Source organism: Pseudomonas reactans (genome assembly GCF_013385825.1).
In the GTDB taxonomy this organism is placed as follows: Bacteria; Pseudomonadota; Gammaproteobacteria; order Pseudomonadales; family Pseudomonadaceae; genus Aquipseudomonas; species Aquipseudomonas reactans.
In genome coordinates this window covers 171,924-193,639 of sequence record NZ_JACAPG010000003.1, presented here as the reverse complement: position 1 = coordinate 193,639, position 21,716 = coordinate 171,924, and the positions used below count along the sequence as shown (strand labels likewise).

At 58.8% G+C, this 21,716-nt stretch carries 18 protein-coding genes and 1 pseudogene; 11 read left to right on the top strand and 8 right to left on the bottom strand.

The window, feature by feature from the left end:
• Positions 1–354: 354 nt before the first annotated feature.
• Positions 355–968 (bottom strand): annotated as a pseudogene (locus HX868_RS04060) (recombinase family protein).
• Positions 969–1,996: 1,028 nt separating this feature from the next.
• Here HX868_RS04060 and HX868_RS04055 point away from each other — a divergent pair.
• Positions 1,997–2,854, top strand: coding sequence for an AbiJ-NTD4 domain-containing protein (locus HX868_RS04055; RefSeq protein WP_177001995.1), 858 nt, complete (start codon positions 1,997–1,999; stop codon positions 2,852–2,854).
• A gap of 409 nt (positions 2,855–3,263) precedes the next feature.
• Here HX868_RS04055 and HX868_RS04050 read toward each other — a convergent pair whose 3' ends face one another.
• Positions 3,264–4,121, bottom strand: coding sequence for a DUF6538 domain-containing protein (locus tag HX868_RS04050; protein WP_343047970.1), 858 nt, complete (start codon positions 4,119–4,121; stop codon positions 3,264–3,266).
• 145 nt (positions 4,122–4,266) lie between these two features.
• On the opposite strand from HX868_RS04050, the gene HX868_RS04045 reads away from it, so the two are divergent.
• On the top strand, positions 4,267–4,674 hold the full coding sequence (locus tag HX868_RS04045) for a PA2817 family protein (RefSeq protein ID WP_016979513.1): 408 nt from the start codon (positions 4,267–4,269) through the stop codon (positions 4,672–4,674).
• A 104-nt stretch (positions 4,675–4,778) separates the two neighbouring features.
• On the opposite strand, the gene HX868_RS04040 is transcribed toward HX868_RS04045, so the two are convergent.
• On the bottom strand, positions 4,779–5,711 hold the full coding sequence (locus HX868_RS04040; protein WP_177001993.1) for a LysR family transcriptional regulator: 933 nt from the start codon (positions 5,709–5,711) through the stop codon (positions 4,779–4,781).
• An 89-nt stretch (positions 5,712–5,800) separates the two neighbouring features.
• On the opposite strand from HX868_RS04040, the gene HX868_RS04035 reads away from it, so the two are divergent.
• Positions 5,801–6,442 (top strand): alanyl-tRNA editing protein, encoded by a 642-nt coding sequence (locus HX868_RS04035; RefSeq protein WP_177001992.1) that lies wholly within the window; start codon positions 5,801–5,803, stop codon positions 6,440–6,442.
• 91 nt (positions 6,443–6,533) lie between these two features.
• Here the strand turns inward: HX868_RS04035 and HX868_RS04030 are convergent, their stop codons facing one another.
• Both HX868_RS04030 and HX868_RS04025 read right to left on the bottom strand, forming a co-directional pair.
• Positions 6,534–8,105, bottom strand: coding sequence for an alkaline phosphatase D family protein (locus tag HX868_RS04030; protein WP_177001991.1), 1,572 nt, complete (start codon positions 8,103–8,105; stop codon positions 6,534–6,536).
• Entirely contained in the window at positions 8,102–8,656 is a 555-nt protein-coding gene (locus HX868_RS04025; RefSeq protein WP_016979517.1) for a GNAT family N-acetyltransferase, read from the bottom strand. Before HX868_RS04025 ends, HX868_RS04030 begins: the two co-directional genes overlap by 4 nt.
• A 190-nt stretch (positions 8,657–8,846) precedes the next feature.
• Between HX868_RS04025 and HX868_RS04020 the strand changes: the two genes are divergently transcribed.
• The 6 genes from HX868_RS04020 (at position 8,847) to HX868_RS03995 (ending at position 16,062) form a co-directional block, all read left to right on the top strand.
• Entirely contained in the window at positions 8,847–9,254 is a 408-nt protein-coding gene (locus HX868_RS04020; protein WP_005786670.1) for an ExbD/TolR family protein, read from the top strand.
• A 2-nt stretch (positions 9,255–9,256) separates the two neighbouring features.
• Positions 9,257–9,985 (top strand): energy transducer TonB family protein, encoded by a 729-nt coding sequence (locus HX868_RS04015; protein ID WP_177001990.1) that lies wholly within the window; start codon positions 9,257–9,259, stop codon positions 9,983–9,985.
• A 24-nt stretch (positions 9,986–10,009) separates the two neighbouring features.
• Positions 10,010–12,292 (top strand): TonB-dependent receptor, encoded by a 2,283-nt coding sequence (locus tag HX868_RS04010; protein WP_028615753.1) that lies wholly within the window; start codon positions 10,010–10,012, stop codon positions 12,290–12,292.
• Positions 12,293–12,309: 17 nt separating this feature from the next.
• The gene (locus HX868_RS04005; protein ID WP_177001989.1) at positions 12,310–12,957 is read left to right on the top strand and encodes a MotA/TolQ/ExbB proton channel family protein; all 648 of its coding nucleotides are present in this window, start codon (positions 12,310–12,312) and stop codon (positions 12,955–12,957) included.
• A gap of 52 nt (positions 12,958–13,009) precedes the next feature.
• Positions 13,010–14,227, top strand: coding sequence for a phospholipase D-like domain-containing protein (locus HX868_RS04000; protein WP_177001988.1), 1,218 nt, complete (start codon positions 13,010–13,012; stop codon positions 14,225–14,227).
• 95 nt (positions 14,228–14,322) lie between these two features.
• Positions 14,323–16,062 carry a dipeptidase gene (locus tag HX868_RS03995; RefSeq protein ID WP_177001987.1) on the top strand — a complete coding sequence of 580 codons (1,740 nt, stop codon included), beginning with the start codon at positions 14,323–14,325 and terminating at the stop codon, positions 16,060–16,062.
• Between the two features lie 31 nt (positions 16,063–16,093).
• Here the strand turns inward: HX868_RS03995 and HX868_RS03990 are convergent, their stop codons facing one another.
• Positions 16,094–17,755 carry a M24 family metallopeptidase gene (locus tag HX868_RS03990; protein ID WP_177001986.1) on the bottom strand — a complete coding sequence of 554 codons (1,662 nt, stop codon included), beginning with the start codon at positions 17,753–17,755 and terminating at the stop codon, positions 16,094–16,096.
• A gap of 77 nt (positions 17,756–17,832) precedes the next feature.
• Between HX868_RS03990 and pdxR the strand changes: the two genes are divergently transcribed.
• A complete protein-coding gene (gene pdxR, locus HX868_RS03985; RefSeq protein WP_177001985.1) occupies positions 17,833–19,338 on the top strand; it encodes a MocR-like pyridoxine biosynthesis transcription factor PdxR in 1,506 nt (501 codons plus the stop codon).
• 11 nt (positions 19,339–19,349) lie between these two features.
• Here the strand turns inward: pdxR and HX868_RS03980 are convergent, their stop codons facing one another.
• Entirely contained in the window at positions 19,350–19,601 is a 252-nt protein-coding gene (locus tag HX868_RS03980; protein WP_016979527.1) for a hypothetical protein, read from the bottom strand.
• Between the two features lie 59 nt (positions 19,602–19,660).
• Positions 19,661–20,764 carry a polyamine ABC transporter substrate-binding protein gene (locus HX868_RS03975; protein ID WP_177001984.1) on the bottom strand — a complete coding sequence of 368 codons (1,104 nt, stop codon included), beginning with the start codon at positions 20,762–20,764 and terminating at the stop codon, positions 19,661–19,663.
• A 138-nt stretch (positions 20,765–20,902) separates the two neighbouring features.
• On the opposite strand from HX868_RS03975, the gene HX868_RS03970 reads away from it, so the two are divergent.
• Positions 20,903–21,694, top strand: coding sequence for a response regulator transcription factor (locus tag HX868_RS03970; protein WP_177001983.1), 792 nt, complete (start codon positions 20,903–20,905; stop codon positions 21,692–21,694).
• Positions 21,695–21,716 lie beyond the last annotated feature (22 nt).

Here is a 21,716-nt window from a genome sequence, read left to right as displayed (position 1 = left end):
CCAGAAGCGTTGCCCGCCGCAGAATTATGTTCGTAACTCGATGGGCGATTTGGTTTTCCTGGCCGAAAATAATCCAGGGTAGCCGGATAGTTCTCAGCGCTGCTTAACGGTGGACACTGACCATCATTGAAAACCGATGATTTACAAAAACAACCTCAAGCACCTATCCATACAGCCCCCTACAAGCAGCCTATAAGCCTCATAAAGATCTGACAGCCACCCTTTGATAAGCATCGCCCCACAGAGGCATACAGGAGCTTACCGCTGATATTGAGAGTGTATGAACGAGTGATTAATTATTGATTTGCAAAGAAAAGCCCGCTCATGGCGGGCATTGGGCACCGAGACGTTCTGTTAGCCCTTTGCTGCCACCCTCTGAAGGGTGCTCAGGGCACAACGCACTGTCTTCGCAGTGACGCAGAGCCATAAGCCAGCAGCAAGAGCCGTATTGATCCGCTTATGAGATCCTCATTCACAGGACGCCCCTGGTACGCGTCAGCAGCCTTGGCCTTCTTGATGCCCTGCTCCTGGCGACGGCGCCTGTCTTCATAGGACTTACGTGCTACAGCTGCCAGCATGTCCATTAGCATAGAATTGATTGCAGCAAGCATACGACCTGCGAATTCATCACAAGCGCGTGGCGGTTGCATGGCAGCGTGGGAGGTGGGCAGGTCGAGGGCCACCACTAACACACCCTTGGTCTCAAGGATTGCTCGTAGCTTTTTCCAGTCAGCGTCATTCAACCTCGACAAGCGACCCACCTGTTCAATCAACAGAATGTCGCCAGCTTCGCAATCATCTAGCAAGCGGAACAACTCAGGCCGTTGCAAGGTAGAGCCGAATTCGTTCTCGACATACCAACTGGCAACACGCTGGCCGTTATCTGCGGCGAACGCCTTCAAGTCTGCTTTGGCACGCAGAGCGTCTTGCTCATCGGTTGATGCTCGCAGGTACGCACGTATGAACATTTCAATCACCCCACATATACCGTTTTGGATGTACCGATCACATGTGTACCTACTAGGGTTGTTAAAGGGGTATTCTCGGTACGAGCAAACGAGCCGATTAACGGTACTGCTTGATCTATACCAGACGAGTACACATGGTTTCTGAGCATCCGAACCGTTTAACATGCCCGCTCAACAACAAGGGGCCAGACCATGAGCATGGTTCATTCGCTGACAATAGACGTCGAAGGGAAATCTGCGGAGCATCTGAGGAAGCTGCTTGAACTCGCGCTTTTTGAGCTACAGGAACTCCAGCAAAACACTCGACGCAAGCGTGAGGGCGATACCCTGCCTCTGCAAATGAGCGGAAACATGGGCAGCTACACGCTGGAGTACAAGCTGGGATCACATGCACTCGTCGCAGTACAAGCTGGGATCACATGCACTCGTCGCAGCACAAGCCGACCTGATTGCGCAGGGCTATCGAAAAACCGACACAACCGAGTGGCGAGCTGAAAACTACAGCGTGTTTGAGCATGACGATAGGCCCCCTATCCGCCTTTACTTGGAATCTATCCGAGTCGACGAACACGACATTGAAGAACACGAAAAGAACGACATCTCGTTTTTTTAACAACGTACTAATGAAATCACTCCGCCCGTGGCCCTCGGCCTGCTGAGCTGACGAAATACCACATACCCTCGGCACTCCTGGGCCGGGGGGTGTTGTCGTCTTGCAGAATTTCGCCATTTGGACGCGCTTTGTGCGTTCTGAATGATGGAAACCGGTTTGAGACTAGGTTCTCATAGGGGCGAGCTTGTCCGTTTCTGACATGTCCCACGGAAACATTGGGCTACAGGGAGCATCAATTTAAACTATCAATAAGTAATAATAAATAGCCAAGCACTATATTTTCAACCCTAGGTGAGGTTTTCAGGGGGTTATCTGAGGTTTCAGGAGGGGTTTGCGGTGGGGGTATGCCGCCACATCGCCAGCATGGATAATGACGCGAGAAAGGATGCAATTAGTGGAGCACTCCTGAACAGGTATGAGCGAGGTGGTAATGGATTTCTCACAGCGTATGGGCTATCTGCCTGCGTCCAAGATCTTGCAGACGGAATCAATCGATACAGACTTGCGCAACACTCTTTGGAATGTTCTGACCGTTTGCTACTGGGACAATTTTTATGGGGCTTATAATACGGCGGCAGTAGCTGGATCAAACTACCACGAGTTTACTGTAAGGTTTTACAGCAACTACCGTAAGCTAACTTTAGATAGCATCCCTTGGGGATGGTCTAGCATTATTGAAGATTTGAAAAAGGAAGTGCTTCTAGGTGCATGGCACAGAGTCTACAGCCTGTTAGAGTTTATCTACCGGAATGCCCCGGAGGTGGATGATAATAGCGACGAGTTTGTCAAAATGTGCAATGAGGCATTCGAGCGGGAAAACTCAGCGTATCGTTTTGTTGACGGGCTGGTAACACCCATCACCTCAAAAGATGAAATAGCAGAAATTGAGCGAGCGATAGAAAACGCAGACCAATACGCAGGCGTCAGAACTCATCTGCAAACATCACTCGGATTCTTGACAGAAAAACAAAATCCTGACTATCGGAATTCGATCAAGGAATCCATTAGTGCCGTTGAGTCCTTAGCCAAGAAACTTGTAGGTGATGACAAAGCTACGCTAGGCCAGGCGCTGAAAGTCTTGGAAAAGCATCATAGCCTTCACCCAAGTCTCAAAAATGCTTTCTCCGCTCTTTACGGGTATAGCAACGATGCAAGCGGAATTCGTCACTCCCTGATGGATAACGAATCGACACTTACCCAGGCAGACGCCCGCTTTATGTTGATCACTTGCTCAGCGTTCATTAACTTTGCCATCGATAGCACGAAGAGCTAGTCCGCCAATGGAGTGAGTCAGCATCATACGTCGCCGTATGGTCCCATCTAGTCAAAAGGTGGTAACAGCGTGAGCTGTAAAGTTGATTCACTCCAATGTCTCCACCTCCCGGTGGAAGTATCGCCACAAGACCTCCGATCCTGCCGAAGCCAGTACAAAATAGGATCACCACTAAACCGCTTCTGCCCTTGATCTTGATCTTAGATTTTTCGTGCATAACCGAATGCGAATGCATTCAGCAGTTCTACTCTCCGTCAGCGCTCGCTGACAACTGTTGCCCACATCACCTTCGGTTTAGCAGATCAAAAGCAAGAGCATTTTGGGTTGTGGTGATGCTGGATATATTTACTGGCAGACTGATCCTGAATCGGGACGGTACTACTGACGCCATTCTATGGGTGATTCAACTTTAGTGCTTCGCACTGGCTTCTTTTCTTTCCGAAGTTAATTGCTTTAATCTGCTCAGACCTACGGTATTTCTTCTTTCCGACGCTAATGAGTTCCTTGAAGGCGGAACTCTCGGAGTGCCTCGCCGTATGCTAAGTAATCTCCAGTTTCTCGTAACTCTTCGATGTGGCGCGCAACCTGTCTTAGCGATGTAGTCAGACAGCTTGCGCAATCGGGTGTGCTGCGTGGCAATGTTCACAGCAGATACACCCTGCTTGGTCCTGAATGCTCTGAACGCTTCCAAGGATGCTGGCGTAAGCGGTGATGCTGGCTTGTGTGCTGCCGGATTAGCCACCAAGGCTCTTAGCTCTTGAAGCTGCCCTGTAGGGATACTTTGAGAACGCGTCAGGACTGCTGGAATGAGCGACTGAATACCCTTCCCCAGTTCATCAAAGAGGCGCACCTTTCCATCCATGCCGTCCTTTAAGTGGTCCCGTACCCAGGCTTCAAAGGCTGCAACAAACCGAGGATTGGACCGCATACGAGCTTCAACAGCAGGGTCAATCTCTACCTGTGGCACCGACCTACCGATCAGGCCGCGCTTTTGGTCCTTCATCATCACGTCAACAGCACTAATCGCGTCCAAGACACCATCCTGCCAGCCTTCCGCCAGTGCGACGCCATCACGAGCGGCATTAACCTGATCACGCCATGCCAGGAGATAGCGGCTACGCCGATGCATGGCCTCAGTCAGCGAACCCGCCTTAAGGGACTTTGACATAACCCGCCTACCGCCAAACGCCTTACGTACGTCTGCCGGAACATCAAATCGGACGTGGAACGTACCCCCCCGAAGCTGTAAATTGTGCGCCTTATCCATTGCCAGTTTCTGCGGACCATTTCTACGCAAGATTGTACGCAAATTAAGCTGCAAAGCCAGGAGACCCAGTGTCTATTGGTGTTTGCCCCACTTTAGCGAGGGGCATATACTCTCGCGCCCGTTTTTGCTTTAGAGGACTTATCTCGTGTCCAACGTCGTTGCCGATCATCTCGTCTTGCTCGACCACTTGCGCAGCATCCTGGTTGCCGTCGGCGAAGCCGAACAGGTGCCCGAGGAAAGCCATTCACTGTTCCTGGAGCGCTTCGACGAATTGCGCGCCCTGCTGCCGATCGACCCGATCGAAAGCCAGTACCTGGGCCAGGACCTGATGAGCCAGGTCATCCTGCGCTACCCGCAAATCGCCCATCTGGTCCCGCGCGACCTGTTGTGGTTCTTTGGCGGTGACTGCCTGCACTTCATGCCCGACGAAGAACTGGACCTGTACCAGGCCTTGGAAGAACGTCGCTTCGAAGCCGAACAGAACGACGAACCGTTCGACTGGAACCAGGAAAAGCAGCTGCTGGCCATGCCGGTTGACCAGAGCAAGCACTGATTCCCTTGTAGGAGCCGGCTTGCCGGCGATGGCGGCCTTGAGTCCTGCACTGGGTTCAAGGGCCAATCGCCGGCAAGCCGGCTCCTACAGTTTCGAGCGCATCCCTACCGTTTGCGCAACGTCGGCTCCTTCGCCATGCACGCCACCAGATAATCAATAAACACCCGCAACTTCGGCGGCAAATACCGCGTGGGCGAATGCAGCAACCACGCCTCGCCATGGTAGGACGCAATAAAGTCCCACGCCGGCAACACCTGCACCAACCGCCCCTCCGCCAACGCATGGCGCGCCGTGAAATACGGCAAGCTGCCAATCCCCACATGCTGCAACACTGCATCCAGCCGAACCCCGGTGTGGTTCGCCGCATAACGCCCACGCACCGCCACCGTCACCGCCTTGCCGGCCTGGCGGAATTTCCAGCGTGAATCTCCGGGCGTTTCCCCCAAGTAAATGCAACTGTGTGCCAGCAGGTCATGGGGATGCTCCGGCGTCCCGTGTTCAGCCAAATACTGCGGCGTCGCGCACAACAGATGCTCGATGGGCAATAACTGCCGCCCCACCAACCCCGGCGGCGGGCTGTCAGTGATGCGGATACTCAGGTCGACATTGTCATCAATCATGTCCACCTGCCGATCCTCCAGGATCAACTGCACATCCACCTTGGGGTAACGCCGCAGGAATTCCGGCATATGCGGGTGCACCACAAACCGCCCCACCGCCTTGGGCACGCTGACCCGCACCAACCCTTCGGCTTCATGGGTGAACTGGCCGCTGATCTCCATCACCGAGCGCGCCGCGCTGACCATCTCCTGGCAACGCTTGAACACCTCTTCCCCGCCTTCGCTCAGGCGCAGCTTGCGCGTGGTGCGTTGCAACAAGCGCGTCGCCAGGGCGTTCTCCAGGCGCGAGATACTGCGGCTCACCGAGGAAGGCGAAGCCCCCAGTTGCCGGGCGGCTTCGGAGAAACTGCCGGCTTCCACCACTTTGACGAAAATCGCCATTTCGCCCAGCAGCGGCAAAGGAAGATTGATGCTCATGGTGCACAGGTCCATTGATAATTGAGCGGATTATCACCTATCTACGCACTATTTATACTGCGCGCAGAACCCTGATGCGGATGTAGATCATGACCGAACGCCTGTTTTTTACCCACGACCACCTGACTGCCGAGCTTGAGGTGTTGAGTTGCACACCCCACGAAGACCAGTTTGCAGTCATCCTGCAGTCGACGATTTTTCACCCTCAGGGCGGTGGGCAACCTTTCGATACCGGCTGGCTCGGTGAAGCCACTGTGCTACGTGTCACCCAGGAAGCCGACCGCGTGGTGCACTACGTCGACCGGCAACTGGAACCCGGTCCGATCACCGCAAAGGTCGATGAACAGCGCCGTATGCTAAACACCCGACTGCATTCCGCCGGGCACTTGATCGGCAACGTGGGCGAGACCTTGGGTTGGATGCCGATCAAGGCCCATCACTGGCCGGGCGAAGGCAAGATCACCTTCATCCGTGGCGAAGCGGCGCAAGCCATGGACGCCGAGGCGATCCAGCAACAGGTCAACCAATGGATCGCTGCGGATTATCCACGGCACATGAACCTGGAAGACGGCACCCGCGAAGTCGGTTTTGGCGAATTACCCGCGTATGCCTGCGGCGGCACCCATGTGCAGGCACTGAGCGAGTTGGGCCAGGTGACCATCCTGGCCTTGTCAGAGAAAAAGGGCGCGCTGTCCGTGCGCTACAGCCTCAACGAAACCGCGCCGCTGTAACCACCACAAACCTTGTAGGAGCCGGCTTGCCGGCGATGGCTGCCGTGAGTCCAGCGCTGACTTCAAGGACCAATCGCCGGCAAGCCAGCTCCTACAGGATTGCGCCGGGTCGGCCGGACTCGTTCACAAACGATTTCAAGGTTGAAACGGTCGCCGCAGGGTTGCGCGGATCGGTAATCACACGAAAGTGCGTCAGCATCTTTTGCGCCTCCAGTTCCACAGACACATATCCCCGCTGACGGCTATCGAAAAACTTCACATGCGGGTTGAGCGGCAGCAGCTTGCTGAACGCATCAAAGGGCGGCCCGTCGGAGGTCACCGACGTACCGACGAATTCCGTGGCCACCACCCGCGAGTCCGGGTTGTTGCCATCGGCATGCAAGTCCGTCACCCAGAACGAATGGATATCACCGCCCCAGAACACCGGGTTGCTGACCCGGTTACGCTCGATGGACGCCAGCATCCGTCTGCGATTTGCCATATAGCCATCCCACCCGTCAGTCCAACGCCCCGGCTTGTGGTTGGTCAGATCACGCTGGGTCAGCGGCGCCACCAGCAGGTCCTGGGCGATGATGTTCCACTGCGCCTTCGACTGGGCAAACCCCTGGTCCAGCCAGGCTTCTTGCTGCCAACCCAGCATGGTGCGGCCAGGGTCGCGCAAGTCGTGGCAGAGGTTATCGGCGATATGTCCCTGGTGGCTGCCATTGGCCGGAATGCACGGTTGTTCGGAACGGTATTGCCGACCGTCCAGCACGTGGAAACGGGCCAGTCGGCCGTAGTCCAGGCGCCGATAAATGCGCATGTCCGGCCCCTTCGGCAAGCTGCTGGCACGCAGCGGCATATGCTCGTAGTAAGCCTGGTAGGCTGCCGTACGCTGCTGCAGGAATTGCCCGACCGGGATCTTCGGGTCCTGGGACCAACGGTTGGCGTAGTCGTTCTGTACTTCGTGATCGTCCCAGGTCGCCACGCTCGGTGCGGCGGCGTGCAGGGCTTGTAGATCCGGATCGGTTTTGTACAGGGCATAGCGGTTGCGATAGTCGCTCAGGCTTACCGCATTGCCGCTGCCGTGGGGGCGGATGATCTTGCCCGAATCCGCCGCGTAGGAACTGTCGTAGATGTAGTCACCGAGAAAGAACACCAGGTCGGGCTGTTCCTCCGCCAAGTGGCGATAGGCACTGAAATAGCCGCGCTCCCAGTGGGAACACGAGACAAACCCCAGGCGCGCCGACACCATGGCATGCACGGCCGGTGCCGTGCGCGACTGCCCCACCGGGCTTTGCGCGCCCAGCCCCTCGAACTGATACCAATAGGGGCGGCCCGCCTCCAGCCCCGCGACTTCCACATGCACCGAATGGCCCCAGCGCTCACTGGCCATGACTTCGCCCTGGCGTACCACGCGGGTCATCGCGGCATCGCTGGCGACCCGCCAACGCACGGGCACGGAACGGCTCAAGCCACCTCGGCCATCCACGGCGTTGAACAACGGCGCCAGGCGCGTCCAGATCACAAACCCATCAGGCAACGGGTCACCGGAAGCCACGCCGAGGGTGAACGGATAGTCCACACCGGCGCTGCGCGCAAACGGACTGAGGATCGAAAACGTGGTGGCGACAGCCAGCCCGGCAAGCACCCGGCGTCGGCCATGATCAACCTCGCCACTCACAGCCGAAACTCCCAATCCTCTCGCAGCGTGGCGAACACCAGCATATCTTCATGCACGCCGTTCTTGAGGAACGCCCCGCGCATGCAGCCTTCGTACTGCAGGCCGATTTTCTCCATGACCCGTGCCGACTCTTTGTTGCGACTGAAACACTGGCTGCCCACGCGATGCAGGCCAAGTTCGGTAAAGCCGTAGTCCATCAGTGCACGCGCCGCTTCTGCCGCGTAGCCCTGGTTGCGTGCGTCCGCCGCCACCCAGCCGCCCAGGTGTCCGTAGAGGTGATCCGGTTTGATGCGCAGGCTGACAATGCCGATCAGCTCGCCGTTGTCACGCCGATGCATGCCCAGGCTCAACAGGTGGGCCGAGCGAAATTTCTCCGGCATGCCAGCGATGAAGTCCTGCGCGATTTCGAGGGTGTAAGGCGAAGGAATACTCGCTGTGTTGTCGGCGATTTTCGGGCCGTTGGCGAGGGTACACAACGTCTCGGCCTGGTGGTTTTCCAGTGCGCGCATTAACAGTCGCGGCGTGGATATCTGTGGCAGTTCACGGCTCATTTCCAGGGGCCCTCGATGTAAAGTTTTTGAGAATGCCCCTGCTGCATGTCAATTCTGTTACGTCACAAAAATGTCTTGAGAATCGCCTGAAAGACTTGTCCTAGAGCCGTCAAAACGTCAATTAAAGTTAACCAATCGGTCATTTTTGGTTGTTAGCGTGTCGCCCCTAATTCAATAACGGGGTAGCGGAATGAGAACCTGGGACGAACCGAAAAAACGCAAGGCGCACATCGAACTGATCCCGATGATCGACGTGATGATGTTCCTCCTGGTGTTTTTCGTACTCGTGAGCCTGAACGTGATTCCGGCCCTCGGCATGAAGACGCAACTGCCCAGCGCCAGCAGTTCGCAGCAGCTCAAACCACAGAACAAATTCATCCTGACACTGGGCCTGGAAGGCCAACTGCAACTGGATGGCAAGGACCTCACGGTCGACGCCTTGGTGCCGGCGCTGAAAGCGGCGGAAAAGCCTGACACCAAGTCGACCATCATCGTCAACAGCGACAAAGGCGTGGAGGTTTCGCGCCTGGTGGAGGTGATGGACACCCTGCGTCTGGGTGGCTTTACCTCCGTGTCCATTGCCACGCGTAAGTCCTGATCATGTACGTATTGTTTCGTGCGCGTCAGTTGCTGGGCAGTGTCCCGGCCCTGATCGCCCTGGTGCTGATTGCACTGGGTATCCAGTCCCAGACCTTGAAGGTCGAGCCGGTGTATGACGAGTCGGCGGTCGAGTTGGCGCTGGTCGAGCCAGAGCCGGAAGTGATCCCCGAGCCGGTGGTGGAACAAGAGCCGCCACCGCCGGTGATCGAGGATGAAGAGGCCGAACCGGCCCCGCCACCGCCGCCACCTAAACCCTTGCCGAAACCCAAGCCTGAGCCCAAGCCAAAACCTGTGCCCAAGCCAGTGGTTGCCAAGCCATCGCCCACCCCGACACCACCACCGGTCGCCGCCAAACCGGCTCCGGCGCCCGTGGCCCAGGCCGCGCCGACACCCGCGCCGCCGGCGCCACCCAAAGTCGACGGCCAAGCCCTGGAAGGCGGTTACCTCAAGGGTTTGCGCAACGAGTTGGACACTTACAAGCAGTACCCCACCGGACGCCAGGCCTCCCTCGAACGCCCCACCGGCGAAGTGGTGGTCTGGTTGCTGGTAGACCGCCAGGGTCGGGTTCTCGACTCCGGTTTGCAGACCCAGGCCTCGAGCATGTTGCTCAACCGGGCCGCCACCAACAGCTTGCGTCGTATCAAGCAAGTCAAGCCGTTCCCCGAGCAAGCCTTCGGGGGCCGCAATGAGCAGCGCTTCACCGCCACCTTCAACTACAGCGTGCAATAAGCACCCGACACCAGGACGACAGAGATGAGGTTTACCCGGATTCATCTGGCACTCGTTGCCGCAAGCATGGGCCATGGGATGGTCATGGCCGACACCAGCAACAGCGACGTCGGGACGATTGGGGTTCAGGGCAAGGCCACGGCAGGTGGCGGCTACATGGTGCAGGAAGAAAGCATCAAGGGCCGCTCCACCGTGACCAAGGAAGCGCTGGATAAACAGACCGCCACCGGCAACGCAGTGGACAAGCTCAAGTACACGCCGGGATTGAACATCTCCAGCGAAGACAACACCGGCCTGTCCGGCTTTCGCTTCACCATGCGCGGGCTCAACTCCGACCAGGTGGGGATGTCGGTGGACGGCATGCCGATCAACGACTCCGGCAACTACGCGCTGTACTCCAACCTGCTGGGCGACCCGGAAAACATCGAGCAGATCTTCGTCACCCAGGGCTCGTCGGAGGCCGACGGCCCGCACATCGGCTCCAGCGGCGGTAACATCGGCATCGTGACCATTCGCCCGACCAAGGAAACCGGGGCGTTCGTCAAACAGGTGATGGGCAGCAACGCTACGCGCAAGACCTTTGCCCGCCTCAACACCGGCGAGATCAATGGCCTGAGCAACTGGTTGTCGGCCTCCCACACCGAAGGCCAGATGTGGCGCGGCTCGGGTGCCGTGCGCGCGGACAAGGTCGAGTGGAACAGCTTCTTCGACGCCGGCGATGGCAACACCGCCAACCTGATCCTCAAGTACCATGAGCAGGACAACAACAGCTACAGCCAACTGACCAAAGCCCAGTACCAGCAGAACGGCCGCAAGTACGACCCCTACCCGGCCACGCCGACCGTGGGCAGCAACGGCAAGTACAACAGCTACTACGCCCTGGCGCAGAACCCGTTCCAGACCTTCACCGCCGTGCTCAACACCCAGTTCAAACTGGCGGACAACCTCGCGCTGTCGGTGATCCCGTATTACTACTGGGGTAACGGCAGCGGCGTCGGCTCGTCCAGCTATGCGCTGAACCGAGGCTCCAACCAAGGCGGGGTGTTCGACCTGGGCAACCTGCCGACCGGCGCCCAATACAACGCCGACGGCACCCCGAACAACGGCGTGTACTACCGCCCTTCGCGCACCCAGACCTGGCGTCCGGGCATCACCACCAAACTGAACTGGGACTTGGGCGATCACAGCCTGCAAGTCGGCTACTGGTACGAGCGCGCACGTCAAAGCCAGACCCAGCCGTTCATTCCGCTCAAGGCCAGTGGCAAGCCCGTCGACACCTGGCCGGACTCCAACGAGGCCGTGGTCGATGCCAACGGCAACACCATCCAGGGTCGCGATCGCTTCACCATTACCCCGGCGCAAAAGGTCTGGGCCCAGGACACCTGGTACATCAACTCGGACTGGACCCTGATCGCCGGCCTGGCCTACATGAACGTCAAGCGTGACGGCACCAACCACGGCAGCCTCACCGAGCAGCCGGAAAAACGTAACCAGACTTACAACAAACTGCTGCCCAACGCCGGCCTGAAATACCAGCTGGATGAACGCGATCAGTTGTTCTACAGCCTGTCGCGCAACATGCGCATCCCGCAGAACTATGTGCTGTACGACAAGGGTGTCGGCTCCATCGACTCCAAGCCGGAAACCAGCTGGAACCACGAGTTGGGCTGGCGCTACACCGATGAAGACATGACCGTGGCCGCCACCTTGTTCTACATGCAGTTCAAGGATCGCCAGGTGTCGTCGCGCGACATCAACGGCGACTTCGCCGACATCAACGCAGGCTCCGTCAACAACAGCGGCCTGGAGCTTGAGTGGAGCGGCCTGCTGCCCAATCACTTCAACTACTACACCTCCTACACCTACACCAAGGCCGAGCAGCAAGACGACCTGACCGTGTACAACGCCGGCAAAGCCATCCTGTTGCCCACCAGCGGCAAGCAGTTCGCCAACGTGCCGAAAAACATGCTGGCCGCCAACATCGGCTACGACGACGGCCGTTTCTACGGCACCTTCGGCGGCAAGTACACCAGCAAGCTCTACGGCGACCTGACCAACGACGAAGCCATCTCCGGCCGTACCGTGTTCAACGCCGGCGCGGGCATCTACCTGCCGGTGGACAAGAAAGTGGTCAAGGACGCCACCCTGCGCCTGAACGTCGACAACCTGTTCGACAAGAAGTACCTGGACGGCGTGTACACCACCAAGACCAACGCGGCCAGCTACAGCGGTTTCCGCGACGGCGACCCGGCCTACATCGTGGGCCTGGAACGTACCGTGACGGTTTCCCTGGAAGCCAACTTCTAATTGCGAGGTAAATGAACATGGACATGAACCTGCTCCACGACATCACCTTTTATGTGATGTATGCCGCGATGGCCATCGCGATCTTTATCACCATCGAACGCGGGATTTACTTCGCCTACGTACGCCGCCAAGCCCGCGCGCTGACCGAGGTGCTGGGCGCCAATGTGCACAGCGAACGCGACCTGCCACAGGAGCTGAGCCGCCGCGACAGCCTGCCGCTGAGCATGGTGTTGCCGGTGCTGGCGCAGAAAGCCTCACAAGGTTCGCGCAAGGACCTGGATGACGTCATCGAAACCCAGTACCTGACTACCCGTGCACCTCTGGCCCGCAGCCTGTGGATCATCGAAACCATCACCACCGCCGCGCCGCTGTTGGGTTTGCTGGGCACCATCCTCGGCATCATCGACACCTTCAAGGCGCTGGCCACGGCGGGCGTGTCCGACCCAGGGCAGATTTCGGGCGGTATCGGCACGGCCTTGTTCGCCACCGGCCTGGGGATCGCCATCGCGCTGTTCTGCGTGGTGTTCCACAACTTCTTCCAGGACAGCCTGGAGCGCATCAATGATCAGCTGAAAATCCTGCTGATCCGCGCCGCCACCGGCGCCCGCGTGCAGAGTGAAGTACCGCACCTGGTTCCGACGCCGCTGCACAGCCGCACGGCCTGAACGCAACAGCGGGCGCGCAATGCGCCCGCTTTCTTTTCTGATGGGAATCCCTATGTCCGTTTCCTTGAAATTGCGCATCGCTGGCCTGGCAGGCTTGCTCATGAGTCCGCTGGCCCAGGCGGACTTTTCGATTCCGGGGTTTGAATTGGTGCACACCGTGCCGGTGGACACCGCCCTCGGTACCGACGACTTGCGCCAGCCCGGCCCGGTGTGGAGCGAGCTGTTTGACGGCGCAAAAAACAGTATCGACATTGGCCAGTTCTACGCCGCCGATCACCCAGGCTCGGTGATGGACCGCGTGATCGAACGCCTGGAAGCCGCCGGTAAACGCGGTGTGAAAATTCGTTTTCTGCTGGAAGAAAAAGGCATCAAGTTGTCGGAAGCGTCCACCCTGGAACGCCTGCGGGCGATCCCCAACCTGACCTTTCGCGTGCTGCCCTACGCGCGGGTGAGCGGTGGGATCATCCACGCCAAATACCTGGTGGTGGACGGCAAGCAAGCCTTCGTGGGCAGCCAGAATTTCGATTGGCGCTCGCTGGAACATATCCACGAAACCGGGCTGCGTATCACCGACCCAACCGTGGTGAGCCAGGTGCAGGCGGTCTTCGAACAGGACTGGAAAGCCCAGCAGGCCTTGGCCGACAACCAACCCGTTCCGCTGCCTGCCTCCAGCAAAGAGCTGCCACGTACCGGCAACTACCTGGTCGCCAGCCCGCAACGCTACAACCCACCGGGCGTAGGCGATTCACAGCTGGAACTGCCGCGTCTGCTGAGCGAAGCGAAACACGAAGTGCGCGTGCAACTGCTGGACTACGCACCACTGTCCTACGGACCGGACAAGACCCGCCCGTACTACGCAGTGATCGACAATGCCGTGCGTGCGGCGGCGGCACGTGGGGTGTCGATCAAGCTGATGGTGTCCAACTGGAACACCGACAAGCTGGAACTGCCCTACCTCAAAAGCCTGGCCGTGCTGCCTAACGTCCAGATCAAAATCGTCACCCTCCCCGAGGCCAAGCAAGGTTTTATCCCGTATGCGCGGGTAATCCACAGCAAGGCCATGGAAATCGACGGCCAGGTCGCCTGGATCGGCACCAGCAACTGGCTGGGCGGGTATCTGGATAATTCGCGCAATCTGGAAGTGGTGATGCGCAGCGAAGCGATGGCCAAGCGTGTCGGGGCATTGCATGAGCAATTGTGGGACGGACCCTACGCTAGAGCCTTGAACGTGACCGAGGAGTACCCTGAGCCCCATCCTGGCCAGCATTGACCAGAGGCACCTGAGTAGTGGTAGTGTGTGGAAATGTTTCTGACAGTTTGATCAGAAACGTCCTACTCACTACCTGCAAAGGAATGCGTCCCTCCATGCACTTTCCACTCAAGCAATTGGCGGCTGCCACCCTGTTCGCGGCGAGCCTTTCGGCCATCACCAGCCCCGCTTTCGCCAACATCACCCCGGACCAAAGCACGGCGATTCTGAAGCATTTCAACGAAACGTCCGTCACCGATTTCCGTGGTTTCCTCGGCGCCCTGGCCAAGGGCGACCTGGGTAAGACCAGCGATGTAGGCCCGGCGATCAGTGCGTTTCTTGATAACAAAGCCTTGAGCGCGGATCAGCAGAACGAGATCAATCGCCTGCTCGGTATCTACACCCGCGTGAAGTACGGCAAGGCCGCCACCGAAACCCTGCGTGAGCTGGTGGAAATCCCGACCTTTAACGTGGACGGCCTGCCGCAGTACAAGAACCCGGAATTCATCAAGATCGCCGGCAAGATCGAGGCGCTGGCCAAGGCCTTTAACCTGACCTTCCGCAATGTCGACAACCGTGTGTACGAAATTTCCCTGGAAGGCAGCGGTGATGAAGTGGTGGGTATCCACGCCCACGCCGACGTGGTGCCCGTGACACCGGAAAACTGGGTGTTGAAAGACGGCACCAAGCTCGACCCGTTCAAGGTCACGCTGATCGGTGACCGCATGTACGGCCGTGGCACCGAGGATGACAAGAACGGCATCGTCGTGGCGATGTATGCCATGAAGGTGATCAAGGAAGAAAAGCTGCCGCTGGCACGCAACTTCAAGCTGCTGGTGGACACCACCGAAGAAACCTCTGGCGACGCGATTCCCTACTACTTCGAAAAGAACCCGACACCGCAGTACAACCTGGCGCTGGATGGCGGTTACCCGGTGGTGATTGCCGAGAAAGGCTACGGCACGGTGATGGCTACCTTCCCGCGTCGCAAGGGTGAAGGCAAAGGCGCGGAAATCACCTCGATGACCGGCGGCATGGCGACCAACCAGATTCCGTCGGCGTCGGTGGCGACTTTTGTCAGCGACAACCCTGCCGAGTTGGCTGCCAGCCTGCAAAAGGCTGGTACTGAATACGCCAAGCGCAACGGCGGTGATTTTGAAGTGGCCGCCAAGGTCGACGGCAAAGACGTCAAGCTGACTGTCACCGGCGTGTCCGCACACTCGTCCGAGCCGGAATCCGGGGTCAACCCGGTGGCGCGTATGCTGGAATTGATCCACAGCGTCGATGGCAAGATCGCCCTCAAACACAACCACATCACGGATGCTGCACGTTATGCGTCTGACAACTGGGGCCTGGATTACCTGGGCGGCAAGTTGGGCGTGGGCTTCTCTGATGAGTTCATGGGGCCGCTGACCACCTCGCTGACCTTTGTCGGCCTGGATGACAAGGCCTTCAAGCTGGCCGTGAACCTGCGCGTGCCAAAGGGCAAGTCACCGGAAAAACTCAAAGCCGAGATCGCCGACAAGTTGAGCGCCTGGGACAAGAAAACCAAGGTCAAGGTGGGCTTTACCTACTCGGTGGCCGAGCCGATGTACCGCAACCCGGAAGGTGAATGGGTGAAAGCCCTACTGGCCGTGGCCAGTGAAAATCTGGGTATGGAGCACAAGTTTGGCACCTCGGCCGGCGCAACTTCCGTGCACGAGTTGCCGAACGGCGTGCAATTCGGCCTGGCGCGTCCGGAAGTGAAGTACACCGGGCACACCGACAACGAGTTCAAGACCGTCGACCAGTTCCTGCTTGACCTGCAAATCGTCACCGAAATGATGGGCCGCATCGGCCAACTGCCGAAGCTCTGATAAACAGCAGCCCGCCGCAACGGCGGGCTCTTCAGGCTTGCAGCATCAGCATATCTTCGAAAAAACCACCGACCGGTTCCGTGGGATGGCACAGCTGGATTTCCAGGACCCAGGCCATTTCACTCGGTGGGATTTCCAGATCAGCCAGCACCTTGCTCTCGAACAACGCGTGGGGGAAATCCGCAAGGCGGTGCCCTGCGAGGTTGCGTGCCAGCCTCCAGCCTTTTGCTACGGCGCTCTGCTCGGCGAAATCATAGAGTTCACGACCGGTAAGCCCCCTCAGCCAGGCGTCGCGGGTTTCGTCGAACACCTCGTGCAGTGCGGTCCTGCACGCCAGGTGCAGCGGCGCGTCACCGAACACAAAGGTATCGCCGTAGTCGCCTTCGTAACCGTCCCACACCGGGCCCAGATCGACCACGACAATGTCGGTGGCGCGCAGCCTGCGCTGGCGGTCAATGCCTTCGCGGGGTGGGCGCACCGTGTCATCGCCAAAACGGATATAGGTCGGGTGCCAGGTGTGGGAGGCGCCCATGGCTTGCAGTTGGTCGGCGGCCATGTCGAGGGCTTCGCCGGTGGTCATGCCGACCTGCAGTCGACTGGCAATCGCCGCCAGGGCACGGATGGACTGATCGCGCGCGGCCAGCATGCCGTCCAGTGAATAACGTGGGCCGACTTTCTCCCAGATCGGGTGCAGGGCCTTGGGCGTCGTGCCGGCACTCGACCGGCCACTGGGCACAAAGGCCTCCGCGACGAATCGATGGCCGGGCAAGCCGGCGTCCAGACACTCCGTGCGCACCTGGCTGATCATTGCGCCATTACCGCACGCATACACCTGGGCAGCTTCCCAGTCATGCCCATGGCTCAAGGCAACCTCCTGCACCCGCCCTTGGGACGCCAACACCGGGTGCCAGTGAAAACGCGGGTGATCGATGACCGACTGGTCCAGGAACGCGCGGTCGTAGAAATCTGCCGGTTGCCCGCCGCCCCAGTACAAGGTCACGTCGACATCACGCGTCAGGGCGGTCAGCAGGATGGGCTTGATGCCCGCGTAGCCGGTGCCCGTAGCGAACAGGACGACAGACGCCTCGTCGTTGTCCTGCCAGGTACAGGCACCAAAAGGCCCTTCCAGTTGCACCAGATCGCCGGCCTCCAGGCCGCCCAGCAGGGTCTCGGAAAACAGCCCGCCCCTCACCTGGCGAATCTGAAAAACCAGCCGCCCGTCGTCTTCGGCCGGCAGGTTAGCGATAGAGAAACACCGCGAGTCGCCGTCGACCAGGCGGAACTTGAGGTACTGGCCCACCCGCACTGCCAGCGGCCTGTCCGGCATCAGCACCAGTTCAATGATGTCGGGGCTCAGTGCGCGTTTGCTCACGACCTGCGCCTCGACCACCAGCGCGGGTGTGTCCAGCGACCAGCCCGGGATTTCCAGGCACATGTCGCCGCAGGCGTGACTTTGGCACAGCAGCATTTCATTGGCTGCCAACGGATAGCAGGGGACGGGGGCATCCGGCGCCAGCTGCTTGGCCCGGTACACCCCTTCTGCGACCACCACCTTGCAGGAGCCACAGGCTCCGCGTCGGCAAGAAAACGGCACGGACAGGCCGTTGGCGAGCATCGCATCCAGCAACAATTCGTCACCGGCCTCAAAGGTTTTCCCCGAGGGGGACAGTTCGATGACATGACGTGTATTCATAACAACCTCGGGGTGAGTGAGGCTGGATTGTTGCGCTAGACTAGGCCCATTAAAACCTCCAGTTTTGGATACTTCAGATGGTCCAGATGCGAAAATGGCGCCCGCTGCTCAAGCTGGACGACAGTGCAGGCCAGGCGTCTTACCGCAAGATTGCCGAAGGCCTGGTGACCGCGATCGTTGAAGGGCGATTGCTGCCAGGCACACTGTTGCCGGGCACGCGGGAAATGGCGCAGTTGCTCGACGTCAACCGCAAGACCGTGATCCTGGCCTACGAAGAGGCCATGACCAAGGGCTGGCTGGTCAGCGAGCCGCGACGCGGAACCTTCGTCAACGCGCAGTTGACGGCCAAGCAATTGCCGAGCAGCACGCAGGCGCCCTTCGCGCCGCCCATCCTGGCGCAGACAGCCGCGCCCTATTTCGCCCAGAACGCCCAGGTGACGGCGCTGAATCATCGGCATGACGCGCTGTTTTTCGACAACGGCACCAGCGACCACCGCCTGCTGCCCCAAGCCGTGTTGCATCGCTACTACCGCAATGCCCTGCGTAACAGCTTTGCGTCCAACACGCTGCGCTACGGCAGCGAGGGCACCGGCTATCATCTGCGCTGCGCCCTGGCCGAGATGCTGCGCAACAACCGTGGGTTGACGGTCAGCGCCGAAAACATCTGCCTGACCCAAGGCACGCAGATGTCGCTGTACCTGACCGCCAGCCTGTTGCTCAAACCTGGCGACGTGGTGCTGGTAGAGCGCCTGAGCTACCCGCCAGCATGGGAAATTTTCCGCAGGTTGGGTGCGCAACTGGTCACGGTGGACATCGACGAAGAAGGCTGTCGCACGGACCAGATCGATCACCTCTGTCGCGAACACAAGGTGCGCATGATCTACCTCACGCCGCACCACCAGTTCCCCACCACCGTGAGCCTGCACGCGGCGCGGCGGCAACAGTTGCTGGCATTGGCGGCGCTGCATGACTTCTGCATCATCGAAGAGGATTACGACCACGAATTTCACTTCAGCGGACGCCCCTACCTGCCCCTGGCCAGCGATCGCGCGCAGCGACATGTGATCTATGTCGGTTCGTTGTCCAAGGTCCTCGGCTCGACGTTTCGCTGCAGTTATGTGGTGGCTCCTACGCAGGTGATCGAAGCCCTGCATCGCAACGCTGCACTGATGCTGGGCGATGCCGACGCGGTCGCGCAGAAGATGCTTGCCGACCTGATCAACGATGGCGAACTCAAGAAGCACCTGCGCCGGGTATCAAAGGAATACCGCGCTCGCCGTGAGACCTTGCAAGACTGCCTGCAGGCGGCGTTCGGTGATCGGATCCAGGTGCGCGAGCCCGAAGGCGGCCTGGCGCTGTGGGTACGCTTCGACGATACAATCGACGTCGACCAGACGGTGAACGCAGCCCTTGATCACGGCCTGGTCGTGCGCAGCGGCCGGCAGTTCTCGCCGATGGACCAGGCGGAGAACGCGTTGCGCCTGGGTTTCGCCTCGCTGAACCAGCAAGAGATCCGCGAGGCCACATTACGCCTGGCCAAAGCAGCAAGCCCGCGCGCACACAAAAATGCCGATCATCGCTGATCGGCATTCGGTTAGAGCGGCAGCAGGAAGCGTGATCGCTCCTCGGTCCGGGCAAGCTCCGGGAACTCCAGCAGCAGCGCCCGGTTGCCCCGGCCGATATGCTCCATCACCGCCCGCGTAATGTACTCACGCACCATGCCCGTGGAGACGTAATACATGGCCCAGGCTTGCTCGGGCGTACAGTGGCCGATCTGTTCCTCGATGTCCTTGTACGCCTTGTCATCGTCCGACTTCACGTCGCGTTGATATTCGGCTTGGCCCATGATTGATCTCCTTCACTGACACGTCTGCTGCAGCCCGGACCGCCTATTCATTCACCCGATCAGGTGCCGCTCTTCACCTTGGTCCACACACGCGTGCGGATTCGCTCCAATTTCAAGGGCAACGGTTCAAGGGGAACCAAGGTGGCGATCGTCTCTTTGGACGGGTAAATCCAAGGGTTGTCGCGCAACTTCTGCTCGACCAACACGGTGGCGTCCTTGTTGGCGTTGGGGTACAGCGTGTGATTGGAACTCTTGGCAATCACTTGCGGGTCGAGCATGTAGTTGATAAACGCCAGGCCCTGCTTGGCATGCGGCGCATCCTTGAGCAGCACAAAGTTTTCCGACCACACCAACCCGCCCTCACGCGGCAGGCTGTAGGCAATCTTGCGACCGGTGTTGTTTTTCTCATTGATGGCCTGCGCCGTCAGCGCCCCGCTCGCCCAACCCACCACCACGCAAATATTGCCGTCGGCAAAGTCAGCGTCAGTCCTGGAAGAGTCGAAGTAAAGGACGTAAGGACGGATCTTCAACAGCAGCGCCTGGGCTTTCTGGTAATCCTCGGGGTTCTGGCTGTTGCTGGGCAGGCCGAGGTAATGCAAGGCAATCGAAATGATTTCACTCGGCGAGTCGAGCATCGCCACGCCACACGACTTGAGCTTGCTGATGTTCTCTTCCTTGAAGATCAGGTCCCAGCTGTCCACCGGGGCATTGTCACCCAGGGCGGCCTTGACCTTATCCACGTCATAACCAATGCCGGTGGTGCCCCACAGGTAGGGTACGGCGTAGCGGTTACCTGGGTCGTTGGCGGACAGCAGCGCCAGCATCTCTGGATCGATGTGCGAGAAATTACTCAGTTGGGAACGGTCCAGCGGCGCGAGAACGCCGGCCTGGATCAGGCTGGGCAAGACATTCGAGGTGGCGACGACGACGTCATACCCGGTGCGCCCGGCCATGACCTTGCTTTGCATGATCTCGGCACTGTCGAAGGCATCCAGGTGCATCCGGGTACCGGTTTTCTGCTCAAATTCCTTGGGGGTTTCCGGCGCGATCAGCCCGAACCAGTTATACAGATTGACCCGGGGTTCGGCCGCCGAGACCGGCGCACTGGCACACACAGACACCAGCGCAGCCATAAAAATGGCGCGCAATTGGGGTTGACTCATCTCGCTATCCTTGTCAAAACGACAGGCCATCATGGCCTGCATCCACTGGAGGGTGAATATACGCGGCAGGTCCGATTAGTAAATACCCAGAAGTACTTAGCCCAGCCCCATGAATGCCTAACCCTAAAGGGGTAGTAAATGTCGCTCGACCTTCACAACCTGGCCTGGCATCGGTCCGCCGGAACGCTGATCATGCAGCTGAACCGCCCGGCGTTCTGGAGCTCGCTGGTTCGCGTGTTAAAGGAATATGTCCAGATCGACAATTGGGTTGTGCTGATCTTCAGCGACCAACAGGTGCGGGTTATCAGCCTGACCGAAGTCGCCGATGCAGACGAAGTGGACGCCCTGACCCAGCGCTATGTAAAAGGGCTGTACCTGCTGGACCCGTTTTACATCGCCAACCGGGAAAACCCGCAGAGTGGTTTTTTCCATCTGTCCGACATCGCGCCGGAGCATTTCCTGACCACCGAGTATTACCACCAGTACTTTGCCCAGTACGTCAGCGTGGACGAGGTGCAATACAACGTGCAGCTCGACGCCGACAGAACCCTGTGCATTTCATTCGGCAGCAACGTGCGATACAGCCCGCAGCAGATCACTACGCTGGACATGATCAAACCGTGGGTGATGGCATTGATGCATCAACGCATGTGCTTTGAGAGTGACGCGGAAAAAAGCCAGGCCGAACCGCCGCCGTGGTCTGAGGCGATCATGCAACTTGGCGCACAAATCACCGCGCGCGAAAAAGATGTGCTGCGGTTGCTGTTGAGCGGTTTTTCCAACAAAGAGATCGCCGGCAAGCTGAACCTGTCGACCGAGACCATCAAAGTTCACCGTCGCAACCTCTACAACAAACTGAGCATCAAGTCTCAATCCGAGTTGTTTGCACGGTTTTTCATGCCTGGGCAGGAAACGTCGCCAGCGCATTGAACCGCCAGCGTCCTCTCACAAA

What these genes read in the sequence shown, in the direction of transcription:
- HX868_RS04055 (WP_177001995.1), top strand. Translation starts at nt 1,997, where the DNA reads ATGAGCGAGGTGGTAATGGATTTCTCACAGCGTATGGGCTATCTGCCT.
- HX868_RS04050 (WP_343047970.1), bottom strand. Translation starts at nt 4,121, where the DNA reads ATGGATAAGGCGCACAATTTACAGCTTCGGGGGGGTACGTTCCACGTC.
- HX868_RS04040 (WP_177001993.1), bottom strand. Translation starts at nt 5,711, where the DNA reads ATGAGCATCAATCTTCCTTTGCCGCTGCTGGGCGAAATGGCGATTTTC.
- HX868_RS04035 (WP_177001992.1), top strand. Translation starts at nt 5,801, where the DNA reads ATGACCGAACGCCTGTTTTTTACCCACGACCACCTGACTGCCGAGCTT.
- HX868_RS04025 (WP_016979517.1), bottom strand. Translation starts at nt 8,656, where the DNA reads ATGAGCCGTGAACTGCCACAGATATCCACGCCGCGACTGTTAATGCGC.
- HX868_RS04020 (WP_005786670.1), top strand. Translation starts at nt 8,847, where the DNA reads ATGAGAACCTGGGACGAACCGAAAAAACGCAAGGCGCACATCGAACTG.
- HX868_RS04015 (WP_177001990.1), top strand. Translation starts at nt 9,257, where the DNA reads ATGTACGTATTGTTTCGTGCGCGTCAGTTGCTGGGCAGTGTCCCGGCC.
- HX868_RS04010 (WP_028615753.1), top strand. Translation starts at nt 10,010, where the DNA reads ATGAGGTTTACCCGGATTCATCTGGCACTCGTTGCCGCAAGCATGGGC.
- HX868_RS04005 (WP_177001989.1), top strand. Translation starts at nt 12,310, where the DNA reads ATGGACATGAACCTGCTCCACGACATCACCTTTTATGTGATGTATGCC.
- HX868_RS04000 (WP_177001988.1), top strand. Translation starts at nt 13,010, where the DNA reads ATGTCCGTTTCCTTGAAATTGCGCATCGCTGGCCTGGCAGGCTTGCTC.
- HX868_RS03995 (WP_177001987.1), top strand. Translation starts at nt 14,323, where the DNA reads ATGCACTTTCCACTCAAGCAATTGGCGGCTGCCACCCTGTTCGCGGCG.
- HX868_RS03990 (WP_177001986.1), bottom strand. Translation starts at nt 17,755, where the DNA reads ATGAATACACGTCATGTCATCGAACTGTCCCCCTCGGGGAAAACCTTT.
- pdxR (WP_177001985.1), top strand. Translation starts at nt 17,833, where the DNA reads ATGGTCCAGATGCGAAAATGGCGCCCGCTGCTCAAGCTGGACGACAGT.
- HX868_RS03980 (WP_016979527.1), bottom strand. Translation starts at nt 19,601, where the DNA reads ATGGGCCAAGCCGAATATCAACGCGACGTGAAGTCGGACGATGACAAG.
- HX868_RS03975 (WP_177001984.1), bottom strand. Translation starts at nt 20,764, where the DNA reads ATGAGTCAACCCCAATTGCGCGCCATTTTTATGGCTGCGCTGGTGTCT.
- HX868_RS03970 (WP_177001983.1), top strand. Translation starts at nt 20,903, where the DNA reads ATGTCGCTCGACCTTCACAACCTGGCCTGGCATCGGTCCGCCGGAACG.